This is a genomic window from Microbacterium sp. NPDC055455, from assembly GCF_053619935.1.
In genome coordinates, this window is the sequence record NZ_JBSHLB010000006.1 from 29,046 (window position 1) to 42,089 (window position 13,044).

The 13,044-nt window shown below is 72.6% G+C and carries 9 protein-coding genes; 7 read left to right on the forward strand and 2 right to left on the reverse strand.

Going from position 1 to position 13,044, the window contains the following annotated elements:
• Positions 1 to 12: 12 nt before the first annotated feature.
• Positions 13 to 249, reverse strand: coding sequence for a tautomerase family protein (locus ACWGUG_RS15000; protein ID WP_452325156.1), 237 nt, complete (start codon positions 247 to 249; stop codon positions 13 to 15).
• A 57-nt stretch (positions 250 to 306) separates the two neighbouring features.
• Here ACWGUG_RS15000 and ACWGUG_RS15005 point away from each other — a divergent pair, with 57 nt between their 5' ends.
• Positions 307 to 747 carry a nitroreductase family deazaflavin-dependent oxidoreductase gene (locus ACWGUG_RS15005; RefSeq protein WP_336398294.1) on the forward strand — a complete coding sequence of 147 codons (441 nt, stop codon included), beginning with the start codon at positions 307 to 309 and terminating at the stop codon, positions 745 to 747.
• A 10-nt stretch (positions 748 to 757) separates the two neighbouring features.
• The gene (locus ACWGUG_RS15010) at positions 758 to 1,501 is read left to right on the forward strand and encodes a formylglycine-generating enzyme family protein (RefSeq protein WP_452325157.1); all 744 of its coding nucleotides are present in this window, start codon (positions 758 to 760) and stop codon (positions 1,499 to 1,501) included.
• A 155-nt stretch (positions 1,502 to 1,656) separates the two neighbouring features.
• Here the strand turns inward: ACWGUG_RS15010 and ACWGUG_RS15015 are convergent, their stop codons facing one another.
• Complete coding sequence (locus tag ACWGUG_RS15015; protein ID WP_378882226.1) at positions 1,657 to 3,141, reverse strand: NCS2 family permease; 1,485 nt, start codon at positions 3,139 to 3,141, stop codon at positions 1,657 to 1,659.
• 125 nt (positions 3,142 to 3,266) lie between these two features.
• On the opposite strand from ACWGUG_RS15015, the gene ACWGUG_RS15020 reads away from it, so the two are divergent.
• From ACWGUG_RS15020 to ACWGUG_RS15040, 5 genes are all read left to right on the forward strand, one after another.
• Positions 3,267 to 4,598 (forward strand): cell division protein PerM, encoded by a 1,332-nt coding sequence (locus ACWGUG_RS15020; RefSeq protein ID WP_452325158.1) that lies wholly within the window; start codon positions 3,267 to 3,269, stop codon positions 4,596 to 4,598.
• 9 nt (positions 4,599 to 4,607) lie between these two features.
• Positions 4,608 to 5,210 (forward strand): phosphoribosylglycinamide formyltransferase, encoded by a 603-nt coding sequence (purN, locus tag ACWGUG_RS15025; protein WP_336398298.1) that lies wholly within the window; start codon positions 4,608 to 4,610, stop codon positions 5,208 to 5,210.
• 25 nt (positions 5,211 to 5,235) lie between these two features.
• Positions 5,236 to 6,840: a bifunctional phosphoribosylaminoimidazolecarboxamide formyltransferase/IMP cyclohydrolase gene (purH, locus tag ACWGUG_RS15030; RefSeq protein WP_336398299.1), complete on the forward strand. Its 1,605-nt coding sequence runs from the start codon at positions 5,236 to 5,238 to the stop codon at positions 6,838 to 6,840.
• 74 nt (positions 6,841 to 6,914) lie between these two features.
• Positions 6,915 to 8,219, forward strand: a complete 1,305-nt coding sequence (locus tag ACWGUG_RS15035; protein ID WP_452325159.1) for an RDD family protein — start codon at positions 6,915 to 6,917, stop codon at positions 8,217 to 8,219.
• A gap of 25 nt (positions 8,220 to 8,244) precedes the next feature.
• Complete coding sequence (locus ACWGUG_RS15040) at positions 8,245 to 12,774, forward strand: FtsK/SpoIIIE domain-containing protein (protein WP_452325160.1); 4,530 nt, start codon at positions 8,245 to 8,247, stop codon at positions 12,772 to 12,774.
• Positions 12,775 to 13,044: the final 270 nt, after the last annotated feature.

Genomic DNA, 13,044 nt, shown 5'->3' on the forward strand with positions numbered 1-13,044 from the left:
GCCGTCGTCGTCTCAGCCGGCGACCGGCGAGCCGCCGAAACGCGACACCTGGCCCGCGCGGTCGGCGTCATCGCTGGCGAGGACGCCGCCGTTGGCCACGAAGTCGGCGGCGACCTCTTCGAACATGATGCGGACGTCCTGCCTGCGGGCCCCGAGCGCCTCGACGGCGGCGCGGGTGACCTCCTCGGCGAAGCGGCGGCGCTGGTCCACGGTGCGTCCGGGAAGGAGTTCGACTCTGATGTTGGGCATGACTCGAACATAGAGGGCGCGCGGCCCGCCCCTGCGCAGGCCGAATACGCTGGTGGCATGCCGTTGACCGGAGAGTACAAGCCGTCCACGTCCGACTGGGCGCGCAAGCAGGCGGAGGTCTTCGAGGCCTCCAACGGAGAGAAGGCGAACACGCTGCGCGGCGTGCCGATCATCGTGCTGACGACCGTCGGCGCGAAGTCCGGAGCGCTGCGCAAGACCGCGCTCATGCGCGTCGAGCACGACGGCCGCTACGCCGTCGTCGCGTCGAAGGGCGGCGCGCCGGACGAGCCGAAGTGGGCCGAGAACATGCGTCGCCACCCGCTCGTGGAGCTGCAGGACGCCGATGTGAAGCGCGACTACCTCGCGCGGGAGCTGGACGGCGACGAGCGCGCGCAGTGGTGGGAGCGCGCGTGCGCGGTGTGGCCCGACTACGACGCGTACCAGACTCGCACCGACCGGCAGATCGCCGTGTTCGTCTTGGAGCCGCAGGACGGCTGAGCCGGCCCGCATGACCGACATCGAGCTGGCGTCGATCGGCGCCGGGACGGTCACCCTCCACGACGCCCGCCGCAAGGCGCGCTGGAGCGTCGAGCTCGAGCCGTTCGAGATCGGCGTGTTCCCCGTCACCCAGGAGCAGCTCGCCGAGCTCCTCGGCGAGCCGTCGACCCACCCTCGGCGGCCGGCGACCGACGTGAGCTGGCTGCGGGCCATCCGCTTCTGCAACGCCGCGTCCGAGTGGGAGGGACTGGACCCCGCCTACACGTTCGACGGCGAGGTGGTCACGTGGCACGTCGATGCCGACGGCTTCCGCCTGCCGACCGAGGCCGAGTGGGAGCACGCGTGCCGCGCGGGGTCGGCCGGCCCGCACTACGGACCGCTCGCCGACATCGCGTGGACGAGCGCGGACGGCGTCACGTCGCCGCAGGACGTCGGCGGGAAGCATCCGAATCTCAACGGGCTCTTCGACACCCTCGGCAACGTGTGGGAGTGGTGCTGGGACCTGCTCGACCCCGCGCGCTACGCCGACTACCGGGTGTTCCGGGGCGGCGGCTTCGCCGACGACGCGTGGAGCGTGCGCGCGTCGACGCGCCGGGGTGGCGCGCCGCGCATGCACCACGACGATGTCGGCTTCCGGGTCGCGCGCGGCGGCTTCGACGCCGTCGGGGCCGCCCAGGGCTGGTCGGCCGCGGTCGACCGCGAGCGCGCCGACCTCGACGGTCCGCTCCCGCCCGGCTGGACGCCGTTGCGCTGAACCCCTGGTTCCCGGGTTTGGGGCGCGTCCCGCTCGTCCGGGGCGCGTCGCGTGCGCCCCGGATGCGCGTCGCGCGCCCCGAACCCGAGGCGCGCCGGGCCGGGAGATGCCGAAGGGGACGGATGCCGCAGCACCCGTCCCCTTCGCGGTGAGACTCAGCCGAGCACGGCCTCCAGCGGCCCGCGGGCGAAGTAGAGCACGAAGCCGGCCGCGACGACCCACAGCAGCGGGCTGATCTCGCGCGCCTTGCCCGACAGCGAGCGCACCACGACCCACGCGATGAAGCCCGCCCCGATGCCGTTGGCGATCGAGTAGGTGAGGGGCATGACGGTGACGGCGAGGAAGACCGGCAGCAGGATCGAGAAGTCGGTGAAGTCGATGAAGCGGATCTGCGACATCATCAGGGCGCCGACGATCACCAGCGCGGCGGCAGCGACCTCGGTGGGCACGATCGACACCAGCGGCGTGAAGAACATCGCGATGAGGAACAGCGCACCGGTGACGACGTTCGCGAAGCCGGTCCGCGCCCCCTCGCCGATGCCGGCGCCGGACTCGATGAACACCGTGTTGGACGAGCTCGACGTGAATCCACCGGCGACCGCGCCGACGCCCTCGACGATCAGCGCCGACTTGATGCGGGGGAAGTCGCCCTTCTCGTCCGCGAGCCCCGCCTCCTTCGACAGGCCCGTCATGGTGCCCATGGCGTCGAAGAAGTTCGTGAAGACGAGCGTGAAGACGAGCATGAGGGCTGCGAGCACGCCGATCCGCTCGAACGAGCCGAACGAGATCTGACCGACGAGCGAGAGGTCGGGGACGCTCACGAGCGACGCCGGCAGCTCTGGCACCGACAGGCCCCAGCCGCCCGGGTTGACCTCGTCGCCGGCGAACTTCGGCCCGATGTTCCAGATCGCCTCGACGACGACCGCGACGACGGTGCCGGTGACGAGGCCGATCAGGATGCCGCCCTTGACCTTGCGCGCCACCAGGACGCCGGTCAGCAGCAGCGTGAACACGAAGATGAGGGTGGGGACCGTCGCGACAGAACCGTCGACGCCCAGGCCGACCGGGGGAGAGGACGCTCCCGTCGAGGTGACCAGGCCCGCGTCGACGAATCCGATGAAGGCGATGAACAGGCCGATGCCGACCGTGATGGCGATCTTCAGCTGGATCGGCACGGCGTCGAAGATCATGCGCCGCAGCCCGGTCGCCGCCAGCAGCACGATGATCAGACCGTTGATGACGACGAGACCCATCGCCTCGGCCCACGTCACCTGGCCGACGACCGAGACCGCGAGGAACGAGTTGATGCCGAGCCCGGCCGCGAACGCGAACGGCAGACGGGTCACGAGGCCGAACAGCACGGTCATGACACCGGCGGTGAGCGCGGTGGTCGCCGCCACCTGGGTGAAGCCGAGGGAGTCCCCGGCGACGTCGACGCCGCCGGAGAGGATGATCGGGTTGAGGATGACGATGTAGGCCATCGTCACGAACGTCACCACACCGCCGCGCACCTCGGTGCCGATGGTCGATCCTCGCCGGGTGATCTCGAAGAACCTGTCCAAGCCGTTCTTCGGCGGGGGTGTCTCGCTGCCGTCGAGTGCCTCGGGTGCGTTCGACGTCGTGGACGGGGCTGCGCTCATGTGTGGTTGACCTCCGTCAGAGAACGTTAGTCGCTCCGGCGGCCGGAAGATTCCGCACGGATGCCGCGCCTCCGCGGCGCGGGCGACCGGGAGGCGGACGCGGCGCGAAGTAGGGTCTATGGCGCATGCATCGCCTCATCGTCGCCCTCCTCTCCTCCGTCGACGCCGCCATCGCGGTCGCCGTCGGGATCGCGGCGACCCTCGCGCCGCTGACGCTGCTGTGGGTCTTCGGGTTCGGCGGTGGCGCCGACTGGGGGGTGCTGTGGCCGGCGGCCGTGGCGGTGTGGCAGCTGGGCAACCTCGTGCCGCTGCACATCACGCTCCCGCCCGAGTACCTCGCCGCGACCGGCATCCCCGCCGACGCGGCATCCTTCGCCCTCTCGCTCGCCCCGCTGGCGTTCGCCGTCTTCACCGCCGTCTTCGCCGCCCGGTCGGGCGTGCGCGCGTCGCGCGCCGACGCGTGGATCACCGGGGTGGCCTCGTCGATCGTCGTGTTCGCGGCGCTCGCGACCGGCGCGGCGCTCACGGGAGTGAACGGCGTCGCGGTCGCGGTGACCTGGCAGGCGATCCTGGTGCCCACGCTGGTCTTCGCGCTGCCCGCGCTCACGGCCGCCGTGGTGACGGAGTGGATCGAGGCTGGATCGGGTGCGATCGCGCGGCTCCGCGACCGGGTCGAGTCGATGCCGCACGGCTGGGCCGAGACCCCGGCGCTCATCGCGCGGGGATCCGCCGTCGTGGTGGTGGGGCTCGTCGGCCTCGGCGCGGCCGTCGCCGCCGTCGCGGTGTTCGCGCGGGCGGGTCGGATCGTGGCCCTCTTCCAGGCGGGCGACGCCGACGTGCTCGGCGCGACCCTGCTCACGCTCGCGCAGCTGGCGTACGTCCCGACCCTCGCCGTGTGGGGCCTCAGCTTCGTGGCCGGACCGGGTTTCGCGGTGGGCGAGGGCACCTCCGTCTCGCCGGCCGGCACGCAGGTGGGCATCGTGCCGGGTCTTCCCGCGCTGGGCGCCGTGCCGGAGTCGACGACCTCGTGGCTGCTCCTGCTGGCGCTCCTCCCCGTCGCGCTCGGCGCGCTCGCGGGGTGGATCGCCCGCTCCCGTCTGGTGCACGCCGGCGCGCCGACGCCCGGGCGCGCGGAGGACGCCGTCGCGGCGCGGCTCACGATCACCGCGGGCATCGCGCTCGTGTCCGGCGCCGCCGCCGCGCTCCTCTGCGTCGCCGCGTCCGGATCCGTCGGACCGGGGCGCCTGGCGCACTTCGGCCCGGACGCAGGGCCCGTGGCCCTCGCGGTGGGGCTCGAGGTGCTCGTCGGCGCGGCCATCCTGCTGCTTTCCCCCCGCGGCTCGCACGATCCGGCCGCGCCCGAACCGCCCGCACCCGCCGCCGCCGCGGAGGCGACGACCGAGCCCATCGAGCTGCCGCGGCTCACGTCGCACGGTCCGAGCCGGGTTCCGGACTAAACTGAGTCGGTGCTCACGGTCGCCGTCCTCATCTCGGGCACAGGGTCGAATCTGCGTGCTCTGCTCGACGCGGCGGCCGAACCCGAGTTCCCCGCCCGCATCGTCGTCGTCGGCGGCGACCGCGAGGCCGACGGCTTCGCGCACGCGGAGGACTACGGCATCCCGACCTTCATGGTGCCGTTCGCGCGATTCGGCACCCGTGAGGAATGGGGCGCCGAGCTGGGTGCGCAGCTGGCCGTGTGGAAGCCCGACCTCGTCGTGCTCAGCGGCCTCATGCGCCTGCTGCCGGCCGACCTCGTCGACGCGTGGTCGCCCCGCATCATCAACACGCACCCGGCGTATCTGCCGGAGTTCCCCGGCGCGCACGGCGTGCGCGACGCGCTGGCCGCCGGCGTCGCGCAGACCGGAGCCAGCGTCATCATCGTCGACAGCGGCGTCGACTCGGGGCCGATCCTCGCCCAGGAGCGCGTGCCCGTGCTTCCCGGCGACGACGAGCACGCCCTGCACGAGCGCATCAAGCCCGTCGAGCGCCGCCTGCTCATCGACGTCGTGCGCCGCATCGCGACCGGCGACCTCGACCTCGCGGCGGCCTCCGCACGCGCCCAGCTCTGACCCACCCCACCGAGGAGAACCCGCCATGGCCGGACCGAGCCACGACCCCGCCCTCTACCGCTCCCGCGACGTCGTCCCGGTGCGCCGGGCGCTGGTGTCGGTGAGCGACAAGACCGACCTCCTGACGCTCGGCGCCGCCCTCGCGGAGGCGGGCGTCGAGATCGTCTCGACCGGCGGCTCGGCGACGCTGCTGCGCGAGGCGGGGTACGAGGTGACCGACGTCTCGCGCGTCACCGGGTTCCCCGAATCCCTCGACGGCCGCGTCAAGACGCTGCACCCGAGCGTGCACGCGGGCCTGCTCGCCGACCTCCGCCTCGAGGACCACGAGCGGCAGCTCGCCGATCTCGACATCGCCCCGTTCGAGCTCGTCGTGGTGAACCTCTACCCCTTCGTCGAGACCGTGCGCTCCGGCGCGCAGGGCGACGACGTCGTCGAGCAGATCGACATCGGCGGGCCCGCCATGGTGCGCGCGTCGGCGAAGAACTACGCCAACGTCGCCATCGTCGTCTCGCCGTCGTCGTACCCGGCCGTCATCGAGGCCGTGCGGTCCGGCGGCACCTCGCTCGTGCAGCGCCGCGAGCTCGCCGCGCGCGCGTTCGCGCACACCGCGGAGTACGACCGCGCCGTGGCGACCTGGTTCTCGGAGGGCACGCTCCTCGAGGACGACCTGCCCGCGCACCTCACGATCAAGGCCGAGCGCCTCGCCACGCTGCGCTACGGCGAGAACTCGCACCAGCGTGCGGCGATCTACACCCGCAACGGCGGCCACGGCATCGCCCAGGCCACGCAGCTGCAGGGCAAGGGGATGTCGTACAACAACTACGTCGACGCCGACGCCGCCCTCCGCGCCGCGTTCGACATGGTCAAGCCCGCCGTCGCGATCATCAAGCACGCCAACCCGTGCGGCATCGCCGTGGCGGCTCCGAAGTCGCCGGACCCCATCGCCAGCGCCCACCTGCGCGCGCACGAGTGCGACCCGGTGTCGGCCTTCGGCGGCGTCATCGCGGCCAACCGCACCGTGACGCTGAAGATGGCCGAGAACCTCCGCGACATCTTCACCGAGGTCATCGTCGCGCCCGATTTCGAGCCCGAGGCGCTGGAGGTGTTCCGCCTCAAGAAGAACCTGCGCGTGCTCCAGCTGCCGGCCGACTGGCAGCAGGAGCGGATGGACGTGCGCCTGGTGTCGGGCGGCCTGCTGCTGCAGGACGCCGACCGGTTCCCCGACGACATCGAGTCGGTCGCCAAGGACTGGCAGCTCGTCTCGGGCGAGCGTCCGTCGGACGACGAGATGACGAACCTCATCTTCGCGTGGAAGTCGTGCCGCGCCGTGAAGTCCAACGCCATCGTGCTGGCCAAGAACTCGGCGACGGTCGGCATCGGCATGGGGCAGGTCAACCGCGTCGACTCGTGCCGGCTCGCCGTCGAGCGCGCCGGGGACCGCGCGGCGGGGTCGGTGGCGGCATCCGACGCGTTCTTCCCCTTCGCCGACGGCCCGCAGGTGCTGCTCGACGCCGGCATCTCGGCGATCATCCAGCCCGGCGGCTCCGTGCGCGACGACGAGGTGATCGCCGCCGCGCAGGCTGCGAACGTCACGATGTTCTTCACGGGCGAGCGCCACTTCTTCCACTGACGCCGTGTTCCGATGACGGCGCCCGCCGGGCGCCCGGGTTAGGGTCGATGCGGAGTTTTGGCCAGGAGGACCGCGTGATCTGGGAGATCGACGAGTCGACCCGTGGTATCGAGGGTCTCGACGACGACGGGCGACCGCGGCCGGAGTACGCCGCGTCACTCGGCCTCGTGCGGGCGCCCTTCGGTCGCCGCGCGCTGTCGGCGACCATCGAGGCGGTCGTCTACGTCCTGCTGCAGCTGCCGCTGCTGCTGGGCGCGCTGCCGGCGCTGCTCGCCGCGTCGGCGGAGGCGGATCCCGCCGAGGCGCTGCAGGGGCGGCTCGTGCTCGTCGTGGTGCTCACCGCGATCTCGACCGTGCTCACCACCGTCTACCTCATCGTTCAGCTGGTGCTGCACGGCCGGCGCGGCATCACGCTCGGCAAGGCGCTCACCGGCCTGCGGTCGGTGAACGTCCGCACGCTCGAGCGCCCCGGCTTCTGGCGCGGCGCGGTCGTGCGCGGGCTCGTGCTGTGGGCGAGCTTCGCGGTGCCGCTCCTGGGGCCGCTGCTGGTGATCGCGCTGTCGCCGTTCTTCGACCCGGAGCGCCGGGGCCGGGGCTGGGCGGACCTCGCGGGCGCCACCTGGCTCGTCGACGCCCGGCGCGGCCTCAACCCGTACGACGACAAGCGCATGCGCATCGCGCGCAAGACGGTCGCCACGGATCTGGCGGACGTCCGCAGCGAGCTGCCCTCGCTCGCGACGGCCGCCGGCCCGCGTCCGCCTGCCGCCTACGTCCCGGCCCCGCGCAGCAGCGGCGGCGTCCTCGGGGCGGCACGCGGCGAGGCGGCATCCGGCATCGCGACACCCGCTCCCGCTCCGGAGCACGGGGCGCCCGCGCCCGCGACGACGCCGTTCGACGCGCCGGATCCCGTCGCGGCGCCCGCCGGTCCCACGGCCTCGGGATGGGTCCCGCCCCAGCTGCTGCCCGACGGGAGCGCCGCGTCCCCGGTGCGCGAGGCCCCGGCCGTCACGGGCGCGCAGGGCGGCCCCGCAGCCCCCTCCCGTCCGGGTGCGTCCGCCGCGCGCTTCGTGCTGGATACCGGCCGGGTCGTCGACGTCGGCAGCGGCATCCTGATCGGCCGCGATCCCGCCCCGGTCACCGGCGACGACGGCGTCGCCCCGGTCGCGATCGACGACCCGACGATGTCGGTCTCCAAGACGCACCTCGCGGTGCTGCCGCACGGAACCGACACCGTCGTGGTCGATCGCGGGTCGACCAACGGCAGCGCCGTCGTGCGCGGCGGGGCGGAGCATCCGCTCGTCCCCGGTGCCCCGGTCGCGCTGCGGCCCGGCGATACGATTCGGTTCGGGGACCGCCACGCAATGATCCGCATCGGCTGAGGCCGATGCTCGACCGGGACAGCGAATGAGACTCAAACTGACGCTCCAGCGTCGCGACGGCCATCACACCGACATCGTGGTCACCTCCGACACGACCGCGACCGTGCAGGACGTGGCGCGCCGGATCGCCGAAGCCGATCCCGCCCGCAGCTTCGTCTCGTCGCCGCGCGACGTGCTCACCCTCCAGGTGGCGCCGCCGACCTCGTCGACGTTCCAGCTGCTCGAGCCCGACATGCTGATCAGCGACGCGCCGGTGGGGTCGGGCTTCGTCGCGACGATCGCGAACCTCGGGGCGGACTACGTCTCGGGCCGCCGCGCGGGCGCGCCGCCGGCGGCGATCCTGTCGGTCGTGGCCGGCCCGTTCGCGGGGCGGGAGTTCCAGCTGCCGCGCGGCCACTTCACGATCGGCCGGGCGGCGGGCGCCGACGTCGTGCTCGACGATCCGCTGGTGTCCAAGCGGCATGCCCGCATCGAGGTCGGATCCTCCGTCGAGCTCGTCGACCTCAACTCGGCGAACGGCATCGTCGTGGACGGCGGCCTGGTGCAGCGCCTGAAGGTCATCCCGGGGCAGCGGTTCGCGCTGGGCGACACCGAGCTGGTCGTGCGCATGGTGCAGGACTTCGCACCGCTGGACCAGGACCCGGTGCTGGAGCGCGGCGGATCGCTGCTGTTCAACCGCAGCCCCCGGGTCGAGCCGCGGTACGTGGGGGAGGAGCTGCCGGAGCCCCGTCTCCCCAAGGATCCGATCAGCCGCCTGTTCCCGTGGCCCATGCTGGTGGCGCCGGTCATCCTGGGCGCCTCGATCTTCGCGATGACAGGCAACCCGCGCTCGCTGCTGGTGGTGCTCCTGTCGCCCCTCATGCTGCTCGGCAACTTCATCTCGCAGCGCACCCAGGTGGGTCAGCGGGTGCGCAAAGAGGCCGAGATCTTCGAGCGCACGTTCGAGGAGCTCGAAGAGACGCTGTACCGCGAACGGCCGCGCGAACGCGAGGTGCGCAACGCCGAGGTGCCGCCGGTGGCCGTGGTGTTCGACGAGGCGATGCGGCTGGGGCCCATGCTGTGGACCAGGCGCCCCGAGCACTGGAACTTCCTCTCGGTGCGGCTGGGGACGTCCGAGGCGCCCTCGCGCACGACGATCAAGCGCGCCGAGAACCCCGACGCGCTCCAGGAGTACGTCGACCGCGTCGATCGGCTGCGCGAGCGCTACCGCATCATCGACGGCGTGCCGGTGCTGGAGTCGCTGCAGAGCGTGGGCGTCATCGGCGTCGCGGGGCCCCCGCGCGAGGCGGCGGACGCGCTGCGCGGCCTGTGCGTGCAGCTGTTCGGCCTGCACTCGCCCAACGAGCTCGTCGCCGTCGCGCTGACCGAGCCGCAGTGGGCGACGCAACTGGAATGGCTCAAGTGGCTTCCGCACACCACGAGCGAGCGCAGCCCGTTCCGCGACATGCCCCTGTCGGACTCCGCGTCGACCGGCGCGGCGCTGCTCTCGGCGCTCGAGGAGCTCGTGATGCGCCGCTCCAAGGCGGCCTCGTCGCCGCGTCTGCCGCTGGACGACGACTGGGACCCGATGCGCTACGGCACCGACGTGCGCCGCGCCGCCGAGGATGCGACCTTCCCGGGGCAGACGGCGGTCGTGGTGATCGTGACGGCGGATGCCCCGGTGGACCGTGCCCGGCTCACCCAGGTGCTCGAGCGCGGCGCCGACGTCGGCGTGTACGGACTGTTCGTCGCGCCGGTCGTCGAGGCGCTGCCGGCCGTATGCCGCAGCTTCGTCGACGTGGCGGGGGGTCTCGAGGCGGCGCGGGCGGGGACGGTCCGCAGCGGCGTCGAGTACCCGGCCACCGTCGTGGAGGGCGTCTCCAACGAGCTCATGACCGTGCTCGCCAAGCGCCTCGCGCCCGTCGCCGACTCCAGCACCGTCATCGAGGACTCCTCCGACATCCCGAACTCGGTCATGTTCCTCTCGGTCGTCGGACCCGAGATCGCGACCGACCCGTCGTTCGCCGTGGAGCGCTGGCGCGAGAACAACACCATCGTCGACCGGTCGGGGGCGGCGCTGCCGCGGCTGAAGAAGGCCGGCAACCTGCGCGCCATCGTCGGGCAGGGCGCGACCGACGCGATGACGCTCGACCTGCGCACGCAGGGACCCCACGCCCTGGTGGGCGGCACCACCGGCGCGGGCAAGTCGGAGTTCCTGCAGGCGTGGGTCCTCGGCATGGCCGCCGCCCACAGCCCCGACCGCGTCACGTTCCTCTTCGTCGATTACAAGGGCGGTTCCGCCTTCGCCGACTGCGTCGAGCTGCCGCACTGCGTGGGCCTGGTGACCGACCTCAGCCCCCACCTCGTGCGACGCGCCCTCACCAGCCTCCGCGCCGAGCTGCACCACCGCGAGCACCTCTTCAACCGCAAGAAGGCCAAGGACCTGCTCGAGCTCGAGAAGCGCCGCGATCCCGACGTGCCCCCGGCGCTGGTCATCGTCATCGACGAGTTCGCCGCGCTCGCCGGCGAGGTGCCCGAGTTCGTGGACGGCGTCGTCGACATCGCCCAGCGCGGCCGGTCCCTCGGCATCCACCTCATCATGGCGACCCAGCGTCCGGCGGGCGTCATCAAGGACAATCTGCGCGCCAACACCAACCTGCGGGTCGCGCTGCGCATGGCCGACGAGTCCGACTCGAAGGACGTCGTCGACGACCCGGTCGCCGCGCGGTTCGACCCCGGCATCCCCGGGCGCGGCATCGCCAAGACCGGTCCGGGGCGGCTGGTCCCGTTCCAGTCCGCGTACGCGGGCGGCTGGAGCACCGACGAGGTGCCGGCGGCCGACGTGAGCGTCGCGGAGCTTCGGTTCGGGTCGGTGCAGAGGTGGGAGCTCGAGGATCCGGGCGACGCCGCCGACGACACCGCCGACCCCGGCCCCAACGACCAGAAGCGCATCGTCGCGACGCTGGTGGCGGCGGCCGCGCAGGCGCGCATCCCGGCTCCCCGGCGCCCGTGGCTCGACGACCTCGAGACGACGGTCGACATCCGGGCGCTCCGCGCCGGCCGTCCCGGCAGCATCCTGCTCGGCAAGCGCGACGTCCCCGAGCGACAGCTGCAGGAGCCCGTGTACTTCGAGCCGGACCGCGACGGGTCGCTCCTCGTCTACGGCACGAGCGGCTCGGGGAAATCCACCGTGCTGCGCACCGCCGCCATCGCGGCCGCGATGGGGCGTCGCCCCGAGAACGTCGCCGTGTACGGGCTCGACTTCGGGGCGGGTGCGCTCAAGAGCCTCGAGGTGCTGCCGCACGTCGGCTCGATCATCCCGGGCGACGACGCCGAGCGCGTGCAGCGCATCCTCCGGTCGCTGGGCGCGGTGCTCGACGACCGCGGCAAGAGGTTCAGCGCGGCCAACGCCTCCAGCATCGCCGAGTACCGTGACCTCACCGGCCGGGACGAGCCCCGCATCATCCTGCTGCTGGACGGCCTGCCGCAGTTCCGGGCGGAGTGGGAGACGACGACGGCGCGGATGCCGTTCTATCAGGCGTTCATGCGGATCCTGGGCGAGGGGCGCCCGCTGGGCGTGCACGTCGTGGCCACCGCGGACCGCTCGGGGTCCGTTCCGACCGCGGTGAGCTCGAACATCTCGCGCCGCGTCGTCCTGCGCCTGGCCGACGAGAGCGCGTACTCGCTGCTGAACGCCCCGAAGGACGTCCTGGACGAGCGGTCCGCGCCCGGCCGCGCGATCATCGACGGGTTCGAGACGCAGATCGCGGTGCTGGGCGGGACGCCCAACGTGGCGGAGCAGACCAAGCTGCTCGTGCAGTGGGCGCAGGAGCTGCGCGCGCTCGGTGCCCGTGAGGTCGACGAGATCGGCTCGCTGCCGACCCGCCTGGCATGGTCGGCGCTGCCCGACCGCGTCGGCGAGTTCCCGGCGCTCGGCATCGCCGAGGACACGCTCGCGCCGCGCGACTTCGACCCGGTCGGCACGTTCGTCGTGGCGGGCCCGCCGCTGGCGGGCAAGACCAACGCGATGAAGGCGCTCGTGACGGCGATGGTGCGCTTCGACCCGGGCGTGAGGCTGTTCCACTTCGGCGGCCGCCGCTCGCAGCTGAAGGAGTTCGCGCCCTGGATGCGCAGCGCCACGACGCCCGACGAGGCCAAGGAGCTCGCGACCGAGCTCGCCGAGCTGGTCGCCGACGAGTCCATCGACACCCGTCTGATGATCGTGATCGAGGACGTGCCGCAGTTCGCCGATTCGCCCGCCGAGCGCCCGCTGAAGGCGCTGTTCCAGGCGGTCAACCGCAGCGAGCACTTCCTCATCGGCGACGCCGACGTGACGCAGGTCACGAGCGGCTTCGGGCTCGTCGGGGACTTCAAGGGCGGTCGCAAGGGCGTCATCCTCAAGCCCGACGCGTTCGACGGCGATGCGGTGTTCAAGGTGCCGTTCCCCAAGGTCAAGCGCGCCGACTTCCCCGACGGACGCGGCATCTTCGTGCAGGCGGGCCGCCAGGTCACCGTGCAGCTGCCGCTGGTCGAGGCATCCGCCCTGCCCGTCGCCCAGGCCGCCGCGCAGCACTGACCGCGGCGAGAGGCCATGGGTCATGCCATGGGGAATGGTCCCCATCGCGTGGCGTCGTGGGCGTCGGTTAGGTTTCTGAGTGTCCCGCCCGGGGTGGGTCGGGTTACCTGAGTGAGGGAGTTGACGATGGCGGATTTCGGTGCCTCGTATGCGGAGATGGAGCAGGTGGCGTCGGCGCTGTCGCAGGCTCGTGATGACATCCAGGGTCAGCTGGACGCGCTGAAGAGCCAGGTGGACACGCTGCTGGGTGAGGACTTCAAGACGCAGCAC